This window comes from Paenibacillus cellulositrophicus (assembly GCF_009363095.1).
GTDB lineage: Bacteria > Bacillota > Bacilli > Paenibacillales > Paenibacillaceae > Paenibacillus_AQ > Paenibacillus_AQ favisporus.
This window is the reverse complement of sequence record NZ_CP045295.1, coordinates 162,508-186,451: the sequence shown is the minus strand read 5'-3', so window position 1 is coordinate 186,451 and position 23,944 is coordinate 162,508. Positions and strand designations below refer to the sequence as shown.

At 47.4% G+C, this 23,944-nt stretch carries 22 protein-coding genes, 1 rRNA gene and 1 pseudogene; 22 read left to right on the top strand and 2 right to left on the bottom strand.

Features of this window, described 5'->3' with window-relative positions; all coding sequences use genetic code 11:
* The first annotated feature begins 23 nt into the window (after positions 1-23).
* From GCU45_RS00655 to GCU45_RS00605, 12 genes and pseudogenes are all read left to right on the top strand, one after another.
* Entirely contained in the window at positions 24-2,249 is a 2,226-nt protein-coding gene (locus GCU45_RS00655) for an AraC family transcriptional regulator (RefSeq protein ID WP_152397657.1), read from the top strand.
* A gap of 173 nt (positions 2,250-2,422) precedes the next feature.
* The gene (locus GCU45_RS00650) at positions 2,423-3,358 is read left to right on the top strand and encodes an ABC transporter permease (RefSeq protein WP_152397656.1); all 936 of its coding nucleotides are present in this window, start codon (positions 2,423-2,425) and stop codon (positions 3,356-3,358) included.
* Positions 3,359-3,430: 72 nt separating this feature from the next.
* Positions 3,431-4,297: a carbohydrate ABC transporter permease gene (locus GCU45_RS00645; RefSeq protein WP_152397655.1), complete on the top strand. Its 867-nt coding sequence runs from the start codon at positions 3,431-3,433 to the stop codon at positions 4,295-4,297.
* 108 nt (positions 4,298-4,405) lie between these two features.
* Positions 4,406-5,956, top strand: a complete 1,551-nt coding sequence (locus tag GCU45_RS00640) for an extracellular solute-binding protein (RefSeq protein WP_152397654.1) — start codon at positions 4,406-4,408, stop codon at positions 5,954-5,956.
* Positions 5,957-6,133: 177 nt separating this feature from the next.
* Positions 6,134-8,674: a DUF4855 domain-containing protein gene (locus GCU45_RS00635; RefSeq protein ID WP_244364363.1), complete on the top strand. Its 2,541-nt coding sequence runs from the start codon at positions 6,134-6,136 to the stop codon at positions 8,672-8,674.
* A 375-nt stretch (positions 8,675-9,049) separates the two neighbouring features.
* Positions 9,050-9,328, top strand: a pseudogene (locus GCU45_RS00630) (ArsR/SmtB family transcription factor).
* Between the two features lie 319 nt (positions 9,329-9,647).
* A complete protein-coding gene (locus GCU45_RS00625) occupies positions 9,648-9,983 on the top strand; it encodes an EthD domain-containing protein (protein ID WP_152397653.1) in 336 nt (111 codons plus the stop codon).
* A 287-nt stretch (positions 9,984-10,270) separates the two neighbouring features.
* A 5S ribosomal RNA gene (rrf, locus tag GCU45_RS34505) occupies positions 10,271-10,385 on the top strand.
* A 796-nt stretch (positions 10,386-11,181) separates the two neighbouring features.
* Entirely contained in the window at positions 11,182-11,565 is a 384-nt protein-coding gene (locus GCU45_RS00620) for a nuclear transport factor 2 family protein (protein ID WP_152397652.1), read from the top strand.
* Between the two features lie 18 nt (positions 11,566-11,583).
* The gene (locus tag GCU45_RS00615; RefSeq protein ID WP_208837091.1) at positions 11,584-12,606 is read left to right on the top strand and encodes a zinc-dependent alcohol dehydrogenase family protein; all 1,023 of its coding nucleotides are present in this window, start codon (positions 11,584-11,586) and stop codon (positions 12,604-12,606) included.
* Positions 12,607-12,611: 5 nt separating this feature from the next.
* Entirely contained in the window at positions 12,612-13,238 is a 627-nt protein-coding gene (locus tag GCU45_RS00610; RefSeq protein ID WP_152397651.1) for a DUF5643 domain-containing protein, read from the top strand.
* 130 nt (positions 13,239-13,368) lie between these two features.
* Positions 13,369-13,704 (top strand): hypothetical protein, encoded by a 336-nt coding sequence (locus GCU45_RS00605; protein ID WP_152397650.1) that lies wholly within the window; start codon positions 13,369-13,371, stop codon positions 13,702-13,704.
* Between the two features lie 213 nt (positions 13,705-13,917).
* Here GCU45_RS00605 and GCU45_RS00600 read toward each other — a convergent pair whose 3' ends face one another.
* The gene (locus GCU45_RS00600; protein ID WP_152397649.1) at positions 13,918-15,288 is read right to left on the bottom strand and encodes a PepSY-associated TM helix domain-containing protein; all 1,371 of its coding nucleotides are present in this window, start codon (positions 15,286-15,288) and stop codon (positions 13,918-13,920) included.
* Positions 15,289-15,787: 499 nt separating this feature from the next.
* Between GCU45_RS00600 and GCU45_RS00595 the strand changes: the two genes are divergently transcribed.
* The 9 genes from GCU45_RS00595 (at position 15,788) to GCU45_RS00555 (ending at position 22,299) form a co-directional block, all read left to right on the top strand.
* On the top strand, positions 15,788-16,789 hold the full coding sequence (locus tag GCU45_RS00595) for an ABC transporter substrate-binding protein (RefSeq protein WP_152397648.1): 1,002 nt from the start codon (positions 15,788-15,790) through the stop codon (positions 16,787-16,789).
* Complete coding sequence (locus GCU45_RS00590) at positions 16,789-17,781, top strand: FecCD family ABC transporter permease (RefSeq protein ID WP_152397647.1); 993 nt, start codon at positions 16,789-16,791, stop codon at positions 17,779-17,781. Before GCU45_RS00595 ends, GCU45_RS00590 begins: the two co-directional genes overlap by 1 nt.
* Positions 17,782-17,828: 47 nt before the next feature.
* A complete protein-coding gene (locus tag GCU45_RS00585; RefSeq protein ID WP_152397646.1) occupies positions 17,829-18,164 on the top strand; it encodes a hypothetical protein in 336 nt (111 codons plus the stop codon).
* Positions 18,161-18,637, top strand: coding sequence for a FixH family protein (locus GCU45_RS00580; protein ID WP_167527041.1), 477 nt, complete (start codon positions 18,161-18,163; stop codon positions 18,635-18,637). The genes GCU45_RS00585 and GCU45_RS00580 overlap by 4 nt, the downstream gene beginning before the upstream one ends.
* A 45-nt stretch (positions 18,638-18,682) precedes the next feature.
* Positions 18,683-19,021: a c-type cytochrome gene (locus tag GCU45_RS00575; protein ID WP_152397644.1), complete on the top strand. Its 339-nt coding sequence runs from the start codon at positions 18,683-18,685 to the stop codon at positions 19,019-19,021.
* An 18-nt stretch (positions 19,022-19,039) separates the two neighbouring features.
* Positions 19,040-19,624: an SCO family protein gene (locus tag GCU45_RS00570; protein WP_152397643.1), complete on the top strand. Its 585-nt coding sequence runs from the start codon at positions 19,040-19,042 to the stop codon at positions 19,622-19,624.
* Between the two features lie 382 nt (positions 19,625-20,006).
* Positions 20,007-20,831 carry a sensor histidine kinase gene (locus GCU45_RS00565; protein ID WP_152397642.1) on the top strand — a complete coding sequence of 275 codons (825 nt, stop codon included), beginning with the start codon at positions 20,007-20,009 and terminating at the stop codon, positions 20,829-20,831.
* Between the two features lies 1 nt (position 20,832).
* Complete coding sequence (locus tag GCU45_RS00560; RefSeq protein ID WP_152397641.1) at positions 20,833-21,480, top strand: response regulator; 648 nt, start codon at positions 20,833-20,835, stop codon at positions 21,478-21,480.
* A 24-nt stretch (positions 21,481-21,504) separates the two neighbouring features.
* On the top strand, positions 21,505-22,299 hold the full coding sequence (locus GCU45_RS00555) for a cytochrome c oxidase assembly protein (protein ID WP_167527040.1): 795 nt from the start codon (positions 21,505-21,507) through the stop codon (positions 22,297-22,299).
* Positions 22,300-22,576: 277 nt separating this feature from the next.
* On the opposite strand, the gene GCU45_RS00550 is transcribed toward GCU45_RS00555, so the two are convergent.
* On the bottom strand, positions 22,577-23,137 hold the full coding sequence (locus tag GCU45_RS00550) for an NAD(P)H oxidoreductase (protein ID WP_152397639.1): 561 nt from the start codon (positions 23,135-23,137) through the stop codon (positions 22,577-22,579).
* A 204-nt stretch (positions 23,138-23,341) separates the two neighbouring features.
* On the opposite strand from GCU45_RS00550, the gene GCU45_RS00545 reads away from it, so the two are divergent.
* On the top strand, positions 23,342-23,683 hold the full coding sequence (locus tag GCU45_RS00545) for a winged helix-turn-helix transcriptional regulator (protein WP_152397638.1): 342 nt from the start codon (positions 23,342-23,344) through the stop codon (positions 23,681-23,683).
* Positions 23,684-23,944: the final 261 nt, after the last annotated feature.

Below are 23,944 nucleotides of genomic sequence, written 5' to 3'. Positions count from 1 at the left end.
AGACGAAGGGGGACAGGGAATTAATGTTTAGATCAACATCCTGGCGCATATTCGTGATTAGTGGCATCTTTTTTGCAATTACAATCATACCGTTCTCGTTGTTTCTGGCTAACCGGTTTTCTCATTTCGCATACTCCCAGATGGGGACGTTCAACCAGGACCGCATTGACGAAATGGCGGAGCGGGTCGAGTACATTCTGGACAAGCTGAAATGGTACAGCCTGACCATGTATGAAGACCATTCTGTACAAAACTGGATGTATGCTTCATCTGAAAATCTGCTGCAGAATGCCAACACGATGGGTGTATTATCTAAATATTTATCTCATGAGCCTTATATTGAAAGCGCATACTTGTTTAGCATCCGCAAACGTGAGGTGATCGACTCCGAAGTTGGATTGCTTACGTTCGAGGAATTTGCCGATCAGACGATGTTGCAACGGATCGAACGCACTCCCGGTACCTACCTCCGCTATTTTGATCATCAGATAGGAAACAATTCGTATTTGGCACTCCAGCTTCCTTCGACTCCGGTGCAGAAAAACCGTGACGGGTATCTTGTCGTCCTGTTCGACAAGAAGGAGCTTCAGAAGCATTTGATCTCAGGCGACGGAAGGGCGGATACACTGCTGTCGATCGTTGATAATCGAGGAAGATTGATTCTGGGCGATTGGGATAAGCGGCTCGACGAGACCATCGATTACATGCAGACCGGGCTGATGCAGGGTTCATTCGAGCTGAACAATACGGGTGAAAAAGCATTCGTCAACTATACGCGGCTGGAATCGCTGGGGTGGACCATTATATCTGTCACTGAAATGAAGCAATTCCGCGAACAGGCCGGGGCGTTCCAAACAGTCATCATCGTCTGCTCTTTCCTGCTGCTCGTCGCGTTGCTTCTGGTCGCCTATTGGAATTCGCGCCGTTTCGTCGGACCATTCCGCCGACTGGCGGATCAATTGCAGCGGAAACTGGGCGTGAGGGGAGAGAACGATTACGGCGTCATTGAGCAGGGCTTCGTTATGCTTCGCGATCATTATCCGCTAATCAAGACTGAATATTTGCGGCAATGGCTGCTGCAGGGTAGGCTAACCGAAGGCGCCAGAGCGGCGATTGTCCGCGAATCGTGCTTACTTGACTATGAGTGGCTTCGATTGGCTGTTATTAAGATCGATTCCTATTACGAAATGTCTGAACAGTACGATTTCGTCTCCCGCAAGTTGCTCAAGTATGCAATCGGCAATATCGCAGAGGAGCTGTTGGGCCTGCCGGAACGGCCGATTGAGGTGGTGGATTTTGGTACCGACCATCTAGTTGTGCTGGTAGGCGCGGCCATCTCCTCCCCTGATCCCGAGCTGACCAAAGAGCTAAAGGAGCTGAGTCGTCAAATCACCAGGTACGTCAAGCTGGACGTAACGATCGCAGAAAGCTCAGCCCGGCGCGTACATGACGATTTACGCAAAGTATACGATGATATGATCGAACTGACGTTATTCAAGTTTGTCAGTGGTAATGACAAAATCTACGTTGAACAAGATTTTGAACAGTACGCTGATTTGCAGGCGCCGATCGACTCTGCCGTGCATGATAGCTTAATCCAGACGATTCGCAGCGGCAACGAAGAAAAGGTGCTGGCATTGCTTGACGAGTTGTTCGCACGACTGCAGACGATGAACTATACCGAGTGTCAATTCCAGCTGAAGCTGCTTCTATTCGCGATCGTCAAATCGTTCAGCAAAATGACGTCTATTCAGAGTGTTGGAGGGATTGAGCGTCACTTGAGGCAGTTCGCCACACTTACCGAGGTCCGCAAATGGTTGAAGGAAGAGACCGGGCGGATTATTCGGCTGCTTAACGACCAAAAGGGCTTCAACCGCAAGGAAAAGCTGATTGGAGAAATTATGGGGTACGTCCGCTATCACACCCATGACCCGATGCTGTCGGTAGACGAAATCGCAGATCATATCGCTTTGTCGCCCAAATACGTTCGGCAGTTGTTTCACGACCACTATGGTATGCCTCTATCGAATTTCATCTTGAATGAGCGGCTCGGAAAGGTCAAAGAGCTGCTGGAACAAACGAACATGCAGGTTTCCGAAATTGCAGAGCAGTCCGGTTTTCAGTCGAAAAGCCACTTTTTTACAGCATTTAAAAAAGCGACCGGCATGACGCCGAACCAATACCGCGACAGCAAGGCGGGCGAACAGAAGGATCGGACGCGGCCAGTGGCCGGAAACTCTGCGAATTAGCGGGCGCAGCGGACGATTGAGAACTTACCAGGCCAATAACAATTGGTCGAATGCTCGCGATTCGTCCGTGCGAGAACCAAATCCGGCCAATGAGAACTAGGCAGAGTGCTGCGTGAATGCTACGATGGCTCCGTTCGAATCCTGCAAGCCGTACAAGAAAGGAGGAATGCTTTTTGGAGCGACAGAGAAGGTTCGACTTGCCGTTTGTGAGAGAGTTGTCGCGGAATCGGTATTTATACTTGCTGGCACTGCCCGGTATTGCGTTTCTGATCATATTCGCGTATATACCCATGCTGGGACATCTGCTCGCCTTCCAGAATTACCGGCTATCGGATGGTATATGGGGGAGCGAATGGGTCGGATTTAAAAACTTCGAGTTTTTCTTCAATGGGAAAGACTGGCTCCGAGTGACTGTGAATACTGTTTTCCTGAATGCGCTGTTTCTCGTATCCGGCCTCGGCAGTGCGGTCGTGCTGGCCATCTTTCTGAACGAAGTCCGAAACAGGCTGTTCAAGCGAATCACGCAATCGTTAGTTTTTTTACCGTATTTTATTTCGTGGCTTGTCGTCAGCATGATGGCGTCGACGCTATTCAGCACATCCGAGGGGCTGATTAACCGCGCGCTTACCTTCCTTGGCCACGAAGGAGTGGACTGGTATTTGACGCCTAGTGTATGGCCGTATATCTTAACCGTGATTAGCGCCTGGAAGATTGCCGGCTATAATTCCATTATTTTATTGGCCGTCATTGCGGGTATCTCATCGGAATATTACGAGAGTGCCCGAATTGAAGGTGCGAGCCGGATGCAACAGATGCTCTACATAACGCTGCCGTTGATGCGGCCGACCGTAATGATATTGACGCTGCTAGGCATTGGCCGAATTTTCTACGGCGATTTCGGTATGATTTACGCGATCATCGGAGATAACGGTGTACTCTTTCCGACGACAGATGTCATCGATACGTATGCGTATCGTTCGCTAAGGCAGCTGGGTAATTTCAGCATGTCTTCTGCTGTCATCGTGTACCAATCTTGCATGGGGCTTGTCACGATTCTGATCTTCAATGCGATCGCACGCAAAGTGGACGCAGATTCAAGACTATTCTAAAGATGTTCGGCGAAATGGGCAAAGCTCGATACTATGCGTCCTTTTCGCCGGACAATTAAAGGTGTGATCGACATGAGAGAACGGTTATTTCTTGTTTTGATGTACGCGGTGCTGGGTGCGTTTGCGCTGTTTTGCTTCATTCCGTTCTGGATTGTGTTCATCAACTCGTTCGCCGATGAATCGCTTCTGCAGACGGCGGGGTACCAGCTGCTGCCGAGCAAATTCAGCCTCCATGCGTACAAATTCTTGCTATCCGGCAAGCAGGTGTTTCTAAGCTACGGCATTACGATTTTCGTGACGATCGCCGGCACGGCGCTGGGCGTTCTCGTGACAGCAGCCTATGCGTACACGCTGAGCCACCGGAAAGTGAAGTACCGCCACATTTTATCGTTTTTGACCTTCCTGACGATGCTGTTTGGTACAGGGCTGGTCGGCTTCTACATATTAATTGCCAACTGGCTGCATTTGAAGGACTCGGTTTGGGCGCTCATTTTACCTTATCTGCTCAATCCGTTCTATGCTTTCATTCTTGTCTCCTACTACCGGACGTTGCCATATGAATTGAATGAAGCTGCGACTGTGGACGGCGCCAATGATATCTATATTTTCTTTCGAATCATCTGGCCGATTTCGCTGCCTGTTATCGCGACGGTGAGCCTGTTCTATGCACTGCAATATTGGAACGACTGGTACTTGTCATTGCTGTTCATCGACAATTACAAGATGCTGCCGCTGCAAATGATGATACGCCAGCTTATGTCCAATTTGAATGTTATGGCTTATGTGGGCGTAAGCCAGACGCAGTACAACGTCGTCTTGCCGACTTATGGCATGCAGCTGGCTATTGTCTGCATTACCATCGGCCCGATCGTGTTCGTTTATCCGTTCATTCAGCGATACTTTATTAAAGGTTTGACGCTTGGTTCGGTAAAAGGATAGTACGGCAAGCGGGAAGCGTGTCTGGCCGGTTCGAGCTTTAGCGTGCTGATGTTTTCGAACTGGCCCATTCACCTATTTTCTCAATAGTTTAATCAGGGGGGATGAACAATGAAAAAGCTATTGCCCATCGCGTTGGTGTTATTGATCACACTCGTTACGATTGTGGGTTGTTCGGGCAAGAACGAAGGAGGAGGGAAGACGCCCGGACCATCAGGACAGACCGGGGACATCGCCAGCGGTGGTGCCAAGCTTGAAGAGGTGACCCTGAAAATCATGATTCCTGGCGATCGACCGCCGGATATGGATTTGGTTATCGCCGAAGCAGAAAAGCGCATGAAGAATACGATCAATGTCAAGCTCGATATCGTGTTCGTACCCTGGTCTGATCTGGCGCAAAAGACACAGGTAACGCTCGCTTCCGGCGAAAACATCGATCTTATCTTCGATGCGCCATGGCTGCATATCAATCAGATGATCGCAAGTGGATTCTACGAGCCACTGGACGATCTGTTGGCCCAATACGGCCAAACCGTGCTCAAGAAACGGCCGAAGCAAATGTGGGACTACAACAAGTACGGCGGCAAAATTATGGCCGTTCCGCTCGGTGTCAGCTACATGTCCGGCAATTCGTACATTGTGCGGAAGGACATTCGAGAGAAGCTGGGCGTACCGCCGATCAAGACGTATGACGAATTGATCGCACTCGCGTACAAGGTGAAGGAGCAAGAGAAAGGCATCGTCCCGATGACCGCAGGCTCTTCCACTTATTCATTCGTCGGCCACCATGCGCTTAACGATTACGAGTCACATGTCAGGCCGACTCACGCACTTGGCAATAGCCTGATGCTCTACTATAAAAACAATGACGGCAAAGTATACAATCTGTTGGAAGAGCGGGAGCCGATTGGGACGTGGCTGGCGAACACGCACAAATGGTTTGTCGACGGACTGATCTTCAAGGACATTTTGACGACGAAAGATTTCCAGCAGCCAGTCTCGGCAGGCAAAGTGGCAATCGTGCCGAACGGCGCGTTCGGCATTGGCGACCAATTCAAGAACACGTTCAAGAATAACGTGCCAGGCGGCGAGCTGGAAACAGTCACATTCTTCGATCCGACGAAGGGTGCAAACATCACCAATTTCAAACAGTGGAACTTTCTCGCTGTTCCGAAGGTGAGCAAGAACAAGGAGCGGGCGATGATGTTCCTGAACTGGGCGAATGAGAAGGAAAACTACGATCTGCTCTCTTACGGAATCGCAGGAAAGCACTGGGAACCGGTAGGAGAGGACAAAATGAAATTTCTGGATACTTCCGGCTACTCTGCTTTCGGCTATGTCTGGGTATGGAATCCAGTCGATGAGCGCAGTGAAGAACATGGCGACCCGGAGAATGAGAAAATGGACGCCGTGCTTCGCGATGCCGACATGTTCACTACCGATATTTTGGCCGGCTTCGAATTCGACGGAACCCCGGTGCAAAACGAAATCAGTCAGTACAATACTGTCGATGGACAATATTCCACGGCGCTGTTTAACGGGGTTATAGATCCGGACGAAACATTGAAGAAATTCGAAGCGGAGGCTGGTCCCGCTCTCAAAAAGATCCAGCAGGAGCTTCAAAGGCAAATCGATGAGTTCCTGGCGGGAAAGGCGCATTGAACCTGAATCACATGAAAATCTGGTAAATTTAGGATGCCTATCCATGTAACAGATATCCCGATATGCGGATGACTTATACCTAATTTCGCAAAAGCGGGAACCCGGAGTAGAAATAAAGATTTAAAGTTGTTTTTCGATATTTTTATACTTGAGAATAAAGAAAAGGAGCTGGCCTTGATGAATTTGAATAAAAAATGGCTATCCGCATTCATAGCGGCCCAATTGTTAATGGCTCCGGTCTCTGCGGTGCAGGCGAAATCAACTGTGCCGGCTGTGACGATCCAGCAGGCGGCAGATGCTGACCAGACGGAAGCAGAAAATGATACTGGTAATCCACAAGAGCAGACGAAATTCCGCAATCTCGCGGTTGGCCTACCGTACGAATGGTCAGAAGCGCCGGAAGCTTCGCATCCCGATGATGGACACAAGCTTACGGACGGAAAATACGGCACATTAAATATGAACGACCCGGCATGGGTAGGACATGTACGCGGACAAACGCGCGAAATCGTATTCGATCTAGGAGAGGAAAAGTCGATTGGAAAGATTACGGCTAATTTCTTTCAAGATTATCCAGCGAACTCGATCCTCGTCCCGCTGTCGGTATCGATGTATGTCTCTGATGATAAGGAAAATTGGGGGCTGCTTTCCCATAACGCTACTCAGTTGCTTTGGGGAGAAGGACCGCCCAGACACGAGACTTTTGAATGGGATGGCAACCGGGATGGAATCAAAGGCGGGAATACGGATGGCAAAGTGGCTTTGGCCCGTTATGTGAAGATAGCTTTTACGATGCATCATTCGCTATGGGAATATATTGACGAAGTCGAAATTATGGGTGCGGACGGCAAGGTTGACGGGGCGGTAAAGGTTCCTGCCGAGCAGCCTCATTTTCTGGAGCCGGGGGAAGATACGGCTGGTATCCGGAATCTGAATCTGCTGTATAACGGACAATACGCGAATGGTATGGGCAATTGGAACAAGAAACGGATTATCCCTAACATCAGTTATGTAAATAAAGACGGTGAGCCAGTCGATTGGCTTTTTGACGGCGTTCTATATCTCGGGATTGCTTCGCCTGCCGGCCGCGATTTCGGTCTCGGACAAACGAACCTGGACGATTGGAAATGGTATTTGGATAAAACATTTGCACCCTCAGGTGATATGCAGCAGTTGAATGAGGCAGCCAAGGAAATTGGGGCTAAACTGAAACAGCCCGATCATCAAGTTAAGGTTGTGTTAATGATTCCGAATCCCGGGGAATCTTTAACAGATTTTGGCGATATTGACGGCAGCGGTTCCTTAAACTTTAACGACTCCGTCGCAGGCAAAGAAAAAGCGTTTGAAAACAGGAAAAAAGCGGTGCAGTGGTGGCTGGATCAGACCCAGCAAAGATGGCAGGCGGAAAGCTACTCTAATCTTGATCTTGTCGGCATGTATTGGATGCCGGAACAAATCGAGATATCCGAATCGGGACCGGACATGGTTCGCGCGGTGACAGAAAAAGTGCATGCCATGCAGATGAAGGCTTTCTGGATTCCTCACTCTTTAGCTTACAAAATGTTTATGTGGAAAGACGTCGGGATGGACGCCGCGGCTTACCAGCCGAATTACTTCTTTGGCGGAATGGACTCCGACCGTTTGGAAGATGCTGCGAATAATGCAAAGCGTTACGGAATGGGGAACGAAATTGAATTTGATGACGGGATGCTGACAGATCCCGTACTCCGCAAGCGTTATATCGAATACTTGGACAGCGGCGTCAGGTCCGGCCTGATGCAAAATGGTTTCAGAGCTTACTATCAAGGCAATAATGCAGTATACAACTTAGGGGTAAGTAAGGATCCCGGTTTGCGTTTAATGTATGACTGGCTGTATCAATATTTGAACGGAACGTACGCCATTGACAGCAGCCCGGCGCCGGAGACGATGGCTGAGCTTGTACGGAGTTATGTCGCATCGAAAGAAATCGATTCGGTTTTTGGCAGTGAGTTGTCGTATCGGTTGCAGATCATCAAGCTTCTTCTGGAACAAAACAAGCCGAAGGATGCCGTAACGTATATGCAGGATTTTCTCGCGCACATTCACGATCCAGCCGTGCAAGCGCAAGGGCTGATATCCGCTCCGGCAGCAACACTGCTTGATACCTATGCCCAAGTTCTCATTCATACCTGGTCTGACGGCTCGGGGCTCAGCAATCTGGTTCTTGGCAAAAATTATTCGGTTTCGAAGCCGCCTAACAGCAACTATCCCGATTCCGGGAACGAACTTACGAACGGCCAATTCGGCGGGGCAGATTACGGCAACAAGCAGTGGCAGGGCTATGCGGGAAGCGACTACCCTGACGAACGGAGCCGCACAATCACATTCGATTTGGGCAGCAGCAAATGGATCGGGCTAGTTAGAGCCCATTTTCTTCAGGATAAAGGACCCGGCATCTATTTCCCTCAAAACGTCACTTTCTCCGTCTCATCTGACGGCCAATCCTGGAGCCGGCTTGCAACCGTTACTACACCACCGGCACAAGATGGAGCCTCGGCCGAGTTCGTGAGCTGGAGCGGGATAATTGACGGCGTGCCTGGGGAAGCGGGAGCTGATAAAGTGTACGCCCGCTACGTCAAAGTCGAATTCCCTGTCAACGTCTGGGTCTTCCTCGATGAAATCGAAGTTCTCGGGATTGACGTTGATAAGAGCACGCTGGGAGAGGATATCGATTAAGCGAAGAAGCTGCATGACGGTGTTCAGCGCCGGGGCAAGTCTCCGAAGCAGCATAAGCGAAACTAGTAACTGCAACAACGTCCAAGGGCAAGCTCCGGTTCATCGTCGCTAGTAAAGAGGGAGCACATGGCATTCGCGATAAAGCGAACGTATTGAAGCTGACTCCCAAAAAAAAAGCACCCGCATTTTGATGGGATGCTTTTTTTTATGAGAAAACTATGCGTAGAATTTATGTCGAGGGACAAGAACAAGGTCCCCTTTAAATCACGCTTAAAAATTTTTTTGATGGGGATTTACAAATAAGAAAAAATATCATACTATATTTTTATACTTTTAGAAATAAGGAAATATAGATGAAAAACGAGGAGACAGTACATGGAAAGCAAGTCGGAGATGCGCGATGCCATAAAAGTATACTAAGCTCTTGGAGAGCCGACGCGGATCAGTATCGTCCTACTCCTTGCAAGCGAACCGGACCAATGCTGCGTCTCGCTGGGAGAGAAGTTAAAAAACGTCGCCAACTCGACATTATCGCATCATCTGAAGCAGTTGTCGGAGTGCGGATTACTTCAATCGAGGAAAGAAGGAACATTTATTTATTACAGCCTGAACCGCAGAGTGGTGGAAAAATATTCGCCCTTCTTGTTGACATAATTTTTTTTGATAATTAATTCAATAATCTTAGGAATATAGAAATTTATTTGATCAGAAGGCTGTAATGAATAACGAAGTTGATCTTTGAAAAATGAGTAATGAGAATGAGACTTTACAGAGTAAAATCAACGAATCAGGTTGAGATCTGTTATTCACTCGCTGCTCAGTTTTGAGAGTTCAACTCTCATATTTAAGCTGTCTGAGTTGCAGTATCGAATGAACTGCTTTGATCCTTGAAAACTGGATAACGAAACGAAATTTACGTTTTAGTAAACCGCCACAACGAATGAGCCTCTATTACAGAAAGGTGGAAAACGACATGATAAAGTTTGTATATATGATCAATCGGATCGGGGGGATGAGTGTCGATAAGTTCGTAGAATACCATCGACATAACCACGCTCCGTTATTTACCTCGATCCCAGAGGCCAAGAAGTATGTCCGAAAATATGTGGTGTCTCACCCGGTTGCCGCCGAGGGCTATCCGCAACCAGCGTATGATGGGCTTACTGAAATCTGGTTCGACAGTTGGGCCGACCATGATGCATTCTTCACATCGGACAACTACCTGCAAAAAGTTCAACCCGACGAAAAGAAGTTCATTGACTACAGCTCTGTCGGCATCATGGTCACAGAAGAAAAAACAGTGATCTAACTTTGTAAACCCTTCATAGCATCACCGGTAACGGCATGAAGAGAATGAATCAACTGTTTGACTTCGGGAGCATAGCAGGGAGTCAAGGATGATAGGCCAGAGGTAGATGTTATGCATAAAACTGACAGGTACTAATCGGTCCAGGGGTTATCCAAATTCACCTGGAAGAATAAAGCAGGGGCTAAAATACAGATTTGTTTCGTATCCAGTTTTTCAAGGGTAGTACTTGAAACGATGAGAAAGTGCAGTGAATTTCTCGCGGTAAACTTTTTTTTGAATAACGTTTGCTAGGTGGTGATGTTAGAGGTGTCCCGGGCATACCCATCCCGAACACGACAGTTAAGCCTCTAGCGCGATCGTACTTGGACCGAAAGGTCCTGGTAGAGTAGGACGCAGCCAAGCAACGAAATAGTCCCATTGAGAGTCGCTATTATAGCGGCTTTTTTGTTGTCGAGGGACAAGAACATGATTGTCTGGAGGAGCCGCAGCGCATGGATTGGGATTGTGATTGCTACCTGTGGAAGGACAAGAACATAGTCCCATTGAAAGTCGCTATTTTAGCGGCTTTTTTGTTTTATCGGTACAAGTTCTTGTCCCGAGCCAAGGACAAGAACTTGTACCGATTGCCGGAATGGACAAGAACATATTCCGATTGCCGATTAGATTGATGTCTAAACGATTGAAAAATGAATTCGAAATATACCAATAAATAAGCATAAGCAAGTACAAAAGGGAGCCTGTGCTTTTATGCTTTCAATTATCCTTTCTTGGGTACCGCCAACTTTTTAACGAAAATATACGCTAAGCCCTGAAGTGCGTCCGACTTGGCGTTTCTCCTTACTCTAAGCTCAAACGACATGATCACCCGACAAACAGAATTAGACTGACTCGTAAAAAAGCAGTGACGTACTAGGAACTCGAAAGGGGAGCATATGAGACCTAGACTAGACTGCCGCTGCTTTTAATAATAACCTCACCTTGTCATTTATGGATGGGATCTCCGCACTGACTGTACTTTCATATATTGAATGATCTTTTCCATAAAACAGTTGATTCTAGTCTCTCGATTCAAAGTAATTGCTCATCCGGATCTCAATCCCCCATCAAAAATCGACTTTCTAAACAAGACGGGAATTGTCTTGTTTAAGTGATACATTGAGTAAGAGAAATCATTCAAAAAAAGGAGAGATGAACGGATATGATGCATGTAGTGAGCGAGGAAATAGCTGCGCTAGCGGCGGCGTACAACGCCGTCTGGAACGAACCGGATGCAGGCTTGCGGAGGAAGGCCATCGAGGAGCTGTGGACGGAAGGAGCGATTCATTGCACGGACACGCGCGAAGAAAAGGGACACGATGCCATCGAAGCCAGAATCGTCGAGGCGTTCGACAAATTCGTCGATCAAGGCTCTTATACATTTAAGCCTTTGAACAACGTCAGTCATCATCACGGCGCCATCAGGCTCGGTTGGGTCATGGTGCCGTCTGGGGGCGGCAAGACGCTAGGTGCGGGCACGGTATTTATTTTGTTAGGGGAAGACGGCAGGATCGCAAGGGACTATCAGTTTACCGATGAGGTATAGACGAGGGAGAACTTACAGATGCAAAAGATGAGAAGTTATCATGTGGAAATGGGAAAAGGGCTGAATGGAATCTCCTTTAGGGAGCACGCCATTCCCGTCCCAGGACCGGGAGAAGCGCTTGTTCGGGTAAAGGCATGTTCGCTGAATTATCGGGAAATCATGATTATTTTCCAGGGGGTTTATCCACTGCCGGTTCGGTCTGACGTCATTCCGCTATCTGACGGAGCCGGTGAAGTCGTGGAGGTCGGAGAAGGGACTACTCGCGTGAAGCCAGGCGATCCAGTCGTAGCCTCCATTTTCCCAGATTGGACGCATGGCCCGTTCAGTCTGGCCAATGCCGCGCAGCTCGGAGGTTCGCTAAACGGCATGCTGTCGGAGTATGTTGTCCTGCGTGAAGAGGCGTTAGTCCCAATCCCGGAGCATCTTTCCTTCGAGGAAGCCGCGGCGTTGCCCTGCGCAGGCGTTACTGCCTGGCATGCGCTCACTTGCGGCCCGAATATGGTTGCCGGGGATACCATCCTTACGCTCGGCTCGGGAAGCGTCTCCCTGTTTGCGTTGCAATTAGCTCATTCGCTCGGCGCGCGGGTCATCGCTACTACGTCATCCGAAGCCAAAGCACAGCGACTCAAGGCGCTTGGTGCAGACGAAGTAATTAATTACCGGGTAACGCCGGACTGGCATAAGGCGGTACGCGAATTGACCGACGGACGGGGCGTTGACCGCGTCATAGAGGTCGGGGGCGCGGGCACGCTTATACAATCCATCATGTCGACGGCCTTTGAAGGGCATATCAGTTTGATTGGAGGCTTGAGTGATCGGACGCAGACGATCGACTTCAACGCGCTAGTCTCCAATGTATACGGATTGCGTTCGATAGCCGTTGGCAACCGAACGCAGTTCGAAGCGATGAACACCGTAATCTCAAAGCACCGGATCAAGCCGGTTCTCGACCGAGTCTTCCCTTTCGACAAAGCCAAGGAAGCCCTGACATATTATCGCGAAAAATCGCCATTCGGCAAAGTCGTAGTCCGCGTTGGCTGAGTGCGATGAAGCTTTCCAGCGCAATCGAGAATGTGTTCTTTACAGTGGATGGCGAGGCACAGGACGAAGGTTTGAATTTCGGGAGTGCCGGCGAGGCATCCCCGAATACGCTCGTCTTTGAGCATGTGATGAAACCGGGCGAGGCTCCGGATTCTTTCAATGGAGCGGTTACGATCAAAATGGACGGCATCGACCACGAATTCGTCGTGGAGATTCCATTCCGGAAGGCCGCCGTCCAAGCAATCGAGGCGAAGCCCGATACTAGCGCGAGTGCGGGAGACCTTACCTTCGAGGTTTCTGACGTATCGGTCACGCCGATCACGGCCCGATTGAAGACCGCGGTCACCCTGGCGGGTGCGGAGACGCTAACGTGGGATGAGGAGAAGCGGTTAACCCGAATCGGGATTGCTGTGTACGACGATCAAGGACGCAGACTGCCTGCACTCAACGGGGAAGGCAAGATTGACGGGAACCGCCTCGTCTTCGATCGCCGATACGCCTCGACTTCGGGGACGAGTACATTTTTGACGGTGAAGCCCTTCCTGATTCGGGATGACTTTGCGGAGGAAGTGGAGGAAGAGCAGTTCCTGAAAGGACTGGAAACGAGGATCGAGCTTTCACCCGCTTCATAATTCGTTGGACCGGCGAACTTGTATAAATAGATAATCTTGCGACAAGCATTAAGGCCATCCTCTTGATATGCTCCCCAAATAGTAGACAGGTGAAATAATAAAACCTGCTACTGTGAGGGGAGCATTTTTCATGTCAGGCATTCCATATACCCCAAATGAGAAGCTCGCCATTATCAAAGAGATTGAATATGGAGAAAATGGACATTTCACTGCGACTAAACCGAACGAGAAATGGGTAGCAGATGTAACGGAGTCCAAATACAGTTATGGTCAAAAAGCGTATCTAAGTGCCCTTAATCTAAAATGTCCACTTCAAAATATGGAAAAAATTGGATTAGATGAAATATCACACTTACCGATGGGAGCTGGTTATTTGTCGAGTGACTTTTATCGACGGATCAGAGAAGTCGAAGAGCAGGAGAGTCAGAAAGTACAAGAAGCAGAAACTGAAGTAAAAGAGCCATAACTACGGATCGCAGTTTTATGTAATAGGCAGCTTAATCGTTATCCTTATCCCTGAAACTATATTGTATATCATACGAACCCGCGATCAAGTGATTGCTTGATAAGCGTGGTAAGACTTAAAAGACCGAGATGTTCATAAAGGAGCCCAAGCAAACGGATGAAGAGGTCTTGAACCTTCCATATCCCGCGCCAGGCTCCGGTCAGAGTTAAAGAATCAGCTTGAAATGCTCTCCTTTGTCTTATGAGTAAGGTTAATGATGACTTCAATTATCGCGACAATAATGAATGAGATTCCGAAAAGAGGCATCAATAAACCTAATATCACCATGAATGCAATAAACCCGGCCGATATTTTGCCTGATGGAGGAGCAGAAATACAGTTCTTTTTTTTACGTGCAAGCCACGTTTTATATCCCCAAAAAATAACAAACAGGAAAGCAAGGCAAACCACCAAATTCAACAGTTTATTGGGCCAGCCAAACAAATGGCCTTCATGCAGCGGGATCCCCCATGTAAACCATTTTGCTAAAATGCCATAATCCTCAAAACCAACCTTGGATATGAACTGGCCGGTATATTGGTCAAAATAGGATGTTATTTCCTTGTATGGGCTAACATCTAAGCCGGTTACTCCCGTATTACTTCCTTTAGATACGGTATACACTCCATCCTGGCTCGTTGGGTAAATGATCGAGTACGGTTTGGAGATATGATTTTTATCAACCTCATTCATCAATTGCTGGAGGGTGATCTTGTTGCTGTTCATTGACATGTCATCCATATTCATATTCGCCATGTTTCCATGTCCTGCATGACCGGCATGAGACTCGGTTGAAGTGGGGGCCTCATTTTTACGGGTCGCCCACGGAATTTCATTCATATCCGATGTGGGTGCTTGTTTTGCCAATGTGGGAGTTCCGATCGCCGGATATTTTTGAGCTGCAGAGTAAATAAAGTTACCCATAAATGCGGACCAAGGTAAGCCGGTAAAAATAATGATAACCATTGGAATCGTAATGATGGTTCCTGTTAATGCATGCCATTTCAAGCTTTTTTGCCGGTCTGTTGATTTATTCTTTTTCTTCAATGCATTTCCCTTGAATGTCATATAAATTCCGGAAAACAATAGGAAAATGGCCCAACAAGCTGCCAGCTCAACCAAATAATTAACGACGGTTCCGCCTACAAAGAGCGAACTATGAAGATTCCTCATGACATTCGAAAAAGTATGAGCTGCATTTTGATTACCAACGATTTGATTATGATTATCTAAAAAAACATACTTTTGGTGGCCTTGTTCATTTGTCATCGTCAATCGTGCATTGTAGGGATCATCTAAAATAATCACCTTTGAGACAGAGTAATCCTTATATTGCCGCGATGCTTTTTCAATTCCTTCGTCAATCGTGAGCTGTTCCGTCTGAGCACCGTCCCCGAAAAATAAATGGTCATATATTTTATTCTCAATATTTGGATAAAACAAATACCCGATTCCACTTAAAGTTAATGTAATAAGCAAGGGAGTAATAAATAACGCGGCATAAAAATGCCACCGCCAAAACCGATTATACTTATTTTTATTCATTCGTAAGCAAGCCTCCGTTTTTAAATGATGCGTTATGCCACTTTTGGCCAATTTTGGCTGTAAGCTATTCCTTTTCGGATATTTCTTTACTTGTCCAGTCGGATCTGGATTTTTAACGATATTAATTATACCTAGGTCGAACAATACGCCAATAACTCATAAGGGCTATTACTTTCATAATGTTGTGAACTTTTCTTGTATTTTGCAATTAAAGCTATCAAGTTTTACAAGGGAGACAAACTTAAAGGACGCTATGGGGTTATTCAGATAAAACAGGTATGAAAGAAGGTAAAAGTATACTTTTCTTCCTTAACTATGTTCCCTTTGGAAGGTGATTCTGATGCAGGTTGTTCATTTTTTTTTGATTTTATAGCTCGTTCGAGTCTGTTCGATCCTCTTCCGACTGTCATATAGTAACCATTGAAGAAAGGAGCGAGAACAATGAACAAGCTGTCATGAGAGCGTGGAATAAAACATGCAAGAGAAGAGGTAGGTTTGAATGGCATGGAAAAATGGGTTGACATGGACCTTGATTCTAGGGCTGCTGATTATGGCGGGGTGCGGAAATTCGCCAGCCATCCCATCGCGGCAAGCAAGTAGCGGCACTGAAACGACTGATTTACACGATAGCAATAAAACGAATAAGCACTTTCTTACTTTTGAAGATAACAGCGGTAGGAGCATTACATTAGAAAACAAGCCGGAGCGTATCGTCATCCTTAACAATGAAATTACAGAACTTTTCTATCAACTAGGCGGAGAAGCCGTGGGCATTGCAACTTCTCCAGGCGTCGATATCCCGGAGAAAGCGGCAGATGTCCAGCAAGTCGGAGCCATAAACAGTGTGAACATGGAGCAAATTATGAAACTGAAACCAGATTTGGTGATTGGACAACCGCTATTCCATCAAAACCTGATTGACACTTTTACCGACGCCGGAATCCCTTTTGCTATTTTGACCATCAATTCAATAGCCGACATTCGGGAAAACGCACAGCTATGGGGGAAAATTTTGGATAAGGAGCAGGATGCCAATCTCGCTGTCGGTAACATGGATGCACAGCTTCAATCATTAACCCAATCCCTGCCTTCAGATGGGCCTAAATACGCAATCATTACGCTGATGGCGAACAATATCTCACTGCAAAAACAATCGAGCATTGCCCTGGACATTGCACGTTTGTTGAAAATGAAAAATGTTGCTGAATCGCTTCCGTCAGGAAAGATGCCTAGTTCAGTACCCTTTAGCATGGAAAAGCTGGCTGAACTGGATCCCGACTATCTATTCATTGTTGTTCATGGCTCGAACGAGGATGGGCAACGGATGATACAACAGCAGCTTGAGAGTAACCCGGCATGGTCGTCTCTGAAGGCGGTGAAATCCGGTGACCTTCACATTCTTCCACCCTCCATGTTTGTTACCAGTCCTGGAATCCAAATTGCTGATTCTCTCAAATACATGAAAAAACTTGTATACCCTAACTCAGTAGCAGGGAATTAATGCGGAATACGAACCAGCTATTGACGAAGCGAAGCGCATGGCTTCTGACCCTGCTTATGATGGCTCTACTGACTTTAACAGCTAGTCTTAGCATTGGGGTGGTGAAAGTCAATCCGGTGGATATGATATCCATACTTACGGGGCATAAAGATGTGGATGCTTACTCGATTATATGGAATATCCGCCTGCCACGGGTATTGATTGCAGCTCTGGTTGGAATGGGACTTGCCTTATCGGGGACGATTCTTCAAGGTGTGCTGCAGAATCCGATGGCGGACCCGCATGTGATTGGCATATCTTCAGGGTCAGGGGTTGCCGGCATTGGTATCCTACTGGCATTACCCGAATACGGCCACCTGCTGGTACCCGCTGCTTTTGCGGGGGCTGTCATAGCTGCCCTGATCATATATATGCTGGGCTGGAAGAATGGTATGGTTCCAGTGCGGTTAATCTTGTCCGGCGTTGCCGTGTCCGCATTTTTGAATTCGGGTATCTCGGCATTGTTAACATTTTATAGTGATCGAGTAGAAGGGGTGTTGTCATTTATGGTTGGGAGTCTGTCCGCCAAAAGCTGGCCCCACGTCGAAGTTTTATGGCCGTATATTCTTCCTGGAGCTATAGCGGCTTGCCTGTGCGGACGCTGGATCAATATCATGCTCCTCGGAGAAGCCACCGCCGTTTCCCTTGGACTTAGGCTGGAATGGGTAAGAGTCTTTCTGCTTACGTTGGCCTCATTGCTGGCAGCCGCAGCAGTCAGCGTCGCTGGACTTCTAGGTTTCGTAGGTCTGATCATCCCTCATCTTGCAAGGTTAATGATCGGAAATGATTATCGTTGGTTATTGCCATGCAGCGCCTTACTGGGGATCGTTGTGCTTGAAACCTCCGATCTGATATCGCGAATGCTTTTTTCACCGGTGGAACTTCCTGTTGGCATTATTATGGGGGCTATTGGGGCTCCATTTTTTCTCTATTTACTTCGGTCTAAAAGGTAGACTCCATTTAAGATTTCAAGTAAGTGATTTCTTGTTTTAGGGGGAAGGTGATTCATGTCAGCTCAAGTAAAAGTCATTTCAGCAATCAGTATTTTTTTCGTGCTGACAGTTTTTATCTTGCTTTTCATCCGGGTGACCGTTCAACCCCCGGGAATACAAGGGTGATTTTGGATCATTCGTTGCAATGGGTCGTTACACCGCCTTGCTTTAATTCGGCAAAAGTGACGAACAATTTAACGGAATCAAAGCTCTCGCGTGCTGAAAAGCTGCAATACAAGCCGGACTCGACGTGTACTGAAGAGTCGCTTGCCGGCATGAAGCAGACGTTATTTCAGATACTCTTGGAAAAGATCGGAGCAAAGAAGGGGGTATGGGATTGGTGAACAGTAAGATGCATAAAGCAGTATCTGTAGCGATTGTAACTACCGGCCTGTTCATATTGTCTGCATGTTCAGATTCGGCGTATGACAAGGAATCCGGGCAAGGCATTTTCCAGGACATTATTAACGTAGACATCAAAACTAGCCCAGATAAGATCGTACTGAATCAGCCTGTTACGATAAGCGCAAGCGTCTCACAGGGAGGGGACGCAGTCAACGATGCCAAAGAGGTAGAGTTCGAGGTATGGAAGTGGGGCGATAAAAATCACGAGACGCTTAAAGGTAAGCATCAGGGTGAAGGTGTATACAGCATTGAAAAAGAGTTCCCGTCAGAAGGCATTTATTATGTTATCGCACACGTGTCTGCCCGCGGTATGCATAACATGCCGCGCAGGCAGCTGGTTATAGGTAACGTTTCAGAGAAAGAGATAGCACAGGCGAATGCTGATCCGAATCAGAGCACACATCAACACTGATGTTTATCAGCCAGCCGATCATTCTAGGGAAAAGGAGGAAGAACGATGAAAATGAGATTGTCGTTATTTGCTGTTTCTATCATCACCGTTTTGATGTTGGCCGCATGCGGAGGTAATTCCAGCCAGCAGAATCAAACGAACACGGCTGCAGTCGAGACAGATTCAGAGGCAGATATGCTATATAAAAAAAATTGTTTGTCTTGCCATGCTGCTGATCTAAGCGGCAAGGTCGGCCCGAGCTTGAAAGAAATCGAGTCCAAGCTCTCCAAGGAAGAGATCATGGAGAGAATCACCCTAGGACGCGGCGGAATGCCTTCATTTAAGAGCCGGTTATCTGAGCAGGAGATTGAGGCACTCGGATCCTGGTTGGCAGACAAGAAGTAAATAAAGGAGGAGATGACCATGGTTAAGACCAGAAACGTTTATTTTCTGGCAGTGCTTCTTGTTTTCGTCCTGCTCGTCACCGCTTGTGGAGATGGTAAACCGCACAAGCTCAATATTAAACTTGAATCGTTTCAATATATCGATCAGGAAGGAAATCGCAAAGACATTTCGGATTTAAAGGGCAAGGTTTGGGTGGCTGATTTTATATTCACGCACTGTACTACCGTCTGCCCCATGTTAACCGCCAATATGTCGGATCTTCAGAAAGAACTGAAAAACGCCGGAATTAAGGCTGAGCTGGTTTCGTTTTCAGTTGACCCCGAGAATGATCATCCCGATGCAATCAAAACCTATATCAGTAAGTTCAGTGATGACCTTACCAACTGGCAGGGACTTACGGGGTATTCATTCGATGACATCGAAACCTTTGCCCGTAATAATTTCAAGATGGCGATACAGAAGGATACGACTTCGGATCAAGTGATCCATGGCACTTCTTTCTTTCTAGTTGATCAAACGGGAACCGTAGTTTCCTTCTACGATGGCCAAGAGCCTCCTTACGACAAAATCAAAAAAGATATCAAAGCCTTGGAACGTTCATGACTGTAATCCATCATTAACGAAATTGCACCGTGGATGATGATCCCTATCAAGTAATTTGTTATATCAGATAATTATAAGGTTGTACAAATCAAAACACCTTCAAGAAAAACCAACCATGTCGTACGGGATGGATATAAACTTGGAGGTGTTTTTATGTTGGCAAATATAGTAACTTATCATGCTTAAACGGTCTGTCACGTTCTAGCTTATTCTACTATAGCGCTATGAGTCGACGTAACGGTGAGAAACACCGTAAATTTCATGTATTTGACAAAAATTCGATCGTAAATCCACTGCTTATAGCCATTTGGAGTCATATCTGTTCGAATTGCTTCGGGATAAAATAAAGGGTACGGACTGTACTTGGAAGGAGACTTTAAGGTTGACATATAAGCAAATCAAATGGCTGATCCTGACGATTCCCACGTTAACCATTGGAATTTGGGAGTACGTTCGGCATGAGTTTCTGCTTCCCTATATATCGATGGAGTTTGGTAATTGGCTTGCGCCTCTGCTAGTGCTGTTGGTTACGATTCTATTCTTGACACAGCTGTTTACGATCATTGAACAAAATCAGGAAGAACTAAATCATGCGAAAGCCGAGAAGGCGGTATTGGAGGAAAGAGAAAAGATTGCTAGGGAATTGCATGACGGGATCGCGCAGTCGCTGTTTTTTTTAAACGCGCAAGTTTCACGGATGGAACAGATGAAACAGGCGGAAGGGCTGCCATTAGATAAATTGAAAGAGAGTGTGCACCGCACAAACGATTATGTAAGACAAGCCATTGCGAATTTGCGGCTTGCGGCGGACGTGGACCGGAACCCGTGGCTGCAAGGGATAGAAAGCCTCATGGACGAGCTGCGCCGGGAAACCGACTTGGAATTCGAATTGCAGTGGGATCTACCCGAACAACTGCTTAGTCCCAAGGAAAAAGTGGAATTGCTGGCGATTATGCGCGAGGCGCTGCTCAACATCCATAAGCACGCCGATGCGACGCGGGTGCGCGTTCAGGCGATGGCAATGAACATGGGATGGTTATGCCGAATTACAGATAACGGAAAAGGCTTCGATCCACAGACGGCCACCGGTAGAAACCGTTATGGCATGAAAATGATGCGGGATCGGGCCGATCATATGTCCTGGCTGCTGCTCATTGAACGAATAGAGAAGGAAACGTGGATTACAATCGCAAAGGAGGACAAGTAACATGTCAACATTCCGCGTAATGATCATCGATGACAGCGAAATAGCCCGGGAAGGCATCCGAATGATTTTGGAAGACGACCCGGCCTTCGACGTGGTGGCAGAAGGAAGCAGTGGGGAGGAAGCACTAAAACTCAGTGAGATATGGATGCCTGATCTGATTTTGATGGACATCCAAATGCCGGGAATGGGAGGACTGGAAGCGACCAAACGTCTGAAGGAAAAATATCCTTATGTCAAGGTGGTGATGGTGACCGTCTCGGACGATATCGCCCATCTCTTCGACGCGCTCAAGAAAGGCGCCCAAGGCTATTTACTGAAAAATTTGAAACCGGAGGCATGGCATGAGTATTTGAGAGCGATCGCCGTTGATGAAGCGCCGATGACGCGCGAGCTAGCTTTTCGCATATTGAAGGAGCTCTCTCCCATGGGCACCGAGGACGATGAGATGAGTCCGCTGACCGCGCGGGAACGCGAGATATTGGGGCTTGTTGCCAAGGGCTTAAGCAATAAAGAGATTTCGAGCCAACTGGAAATTTCGGAGCATACCGTAAAAAACCATTTGAAAAACATCCTTCAAAAACTCCACCTCGAAAACAGGGTTCAACTGGCGCGATATGCATATGAGCAGGGATGGATGGGCGGAAGGTAGTGAACGTGTGAAAGGAAGATGCTTGTGTTTTTGTTGGTAGAACTGTATGGTTGGCATGCTGTTTTGACGCCGGAGCTGTTGGTCGTCGCTGCAGGTATTGCTTTGTTATATGCCAAAGCAGGCAATATTCAGCCTAGTCGTGCAGGCGTTTTCGTCGCGATTCCTTGGAATAGACAAGCTTTATTTTATGCCGGTTTAGTATGTTTTTATTTCGGTTACGGCAGTTTTTTGTCCGTGCTAGTCAAGGAATCGATCGATTTTTACGTGTTACAGCTCTGCATTCGATATCTATGCATGATTCCCTTGTTCCTTGCAGGCCTGCCGGTCTGGATTCGGAATGCATTGCTTTCCCGGCTGCCGGGAGGATGTCGGGTGCTGCAAAACGACAGGTATGGACTGTTTGCTGAACTGGTTTTCTTTTTGCTTTTGTCGGTATTGTTGCTGCCCATTGTATTCAACGTGCTATTAAAAATAGTTATTCTACGTTTTATGGTTCATATTGGTTTGCTAGCAAGTGCCTGGCTCATGTGGGAACACTTCTTTCGGGCAGAGCGTTCCGGACGGCTGTGGAACAATCGAAAGAAGTTGCTCGTTTTAGGAAGCATACTGCTGTTTCCCATATGTATGGTCATGGCCGGTTCAAGTGTAATGGCATATAGCCATCCACAACACATTTTATGTATATCCCAACCCGTCGGGGCGATTCAATACGGAATCGTCAGCAAGTCCGCTTTCGGAGGGATGCTGCTTATGGTGGCGCAGCAGCTTTCGTTCATTCTAGCGATACGGATGGCCCGAAGAGGATCAGGGGGCGCCTGAGGCGATCCATATTTGCCGCTCTTAGAACGTAGAGGTGAACAAATAATCTGTCGGGGGACAAGAACAAAGTCCCATTGAAAGTCGCTATTATAGCGGCTTTTTTGTTTTATCGGTACAAGTTCTTATCCCGAGTCGAGGACAAAAACTTGTACCGATTGCCGTAAAGGACAGGAACATGAGCCGATTACCGATTAGATAACCATTTAAATATGTTTCCAATGCAGCTTCATTAAGCTAACGGCCACCGGAAACGTGTTCCTTTCCCGGCGGCCGTTGGTCACTCGTATTCGCATCCCAGTCGGTACGCGCGCTCGAGCAGCCCGATGACATGCTCCTCTGACTGGTGGAGGGTACCTTTTAGCAACTCGACTCTGGATTCCTTCACTCGCGCATAGCCGGAAATCAGGATATTGAGATAATGCGCCAACGTCTCCTCGCGCTTGTATTTGTCCATATGCGCCTGTTCTCCGCCGGCTAGGCAAATCCACAGTACCTTCTTCGCGTTCATTTTCTCGAACATGCCCATATTCCATACTTTGTCCAAGTAGCCCTTAAGCATTGCCGGGACACTGTACCCCCATAGAGGGAAAACGAAAACGAGCGTGTCCGCAGCAAGAATCCGATCCATTTCTTTACGAATCTCGGGGCCGTGGACCTTGTCCGGATTTATCCAGTCTCGATCGTCCTCGAGCGTATAGACAGGGTTGAACCCGTCGCGATGCAAGTCCAACAGGTCGACCTCATGGCCGTTTTGCTGCAGACCTTCCACGAAACGATTCATCACCGCGTGCGTAAGCGAATTTTGGCGAGGGTGCGTGACCGTAACAAGAGCTCTCATATATATTGACCTTCCTCTGCGTTAGATTTCCGGCGGCATCAGCAGAATCCGTTGAATCGATCACCGACGGCCGGTTACAAAAAGTCATTATGGATGATATACTCTATTCTGTGAAGTACGTACCTCAAAGTACGATAGGTACTATCAGGTACTATAGTATTCTTTTTATACCATCTAATCGGAGAAAGCAAAGGTGATTTAAGCATGAAAAAATACCGCAACGGCATGGAGGCCGCACTCGACGTGGCCGGAGGCAAATGGAAAAGCGTCATCCTATACGAATTGACGACCGGCAAGAAACGCATGGGCGAGCTGAAACGATTAATTCCAGATATCACGCAAAAAGTGCTGACACAGCAACTTCGCGAGCTCGAGAGGGACGGCATCGTCAACCGCATCGTCTATCATGAAATTCCGCCCAAGGTGGAGTACGAGCTTAGTGAATACGGCTTGAGCCTGAAAGAGATCCTGGAAAGCCTCTGCTTATGGGGTGAAAAGCATCTCGATAAAATATACGGAGACCGGTCGTCCGCCCTGTACAACTAAACGGATGGAGAGCAAAAACAAACAGATTAATCCTTAAGAAACTATCGGGGGACAACCAACAGTTAGTAGCTGTCGAAGGACAAGAACATAGTCCCATTGTAAGTCGCTATGTTAGCGGTTTTTTTGTTTTATCGGTACAAATTCTTGTCCCGAGCCCATGACAAGAACTTGTACCGATTGCCGTAATGGACAAGAACATGAGCCGATTACCGATAAGCTCATTAAGCTAACAGGAAGCATTCCTATAACGCAGAAATATCA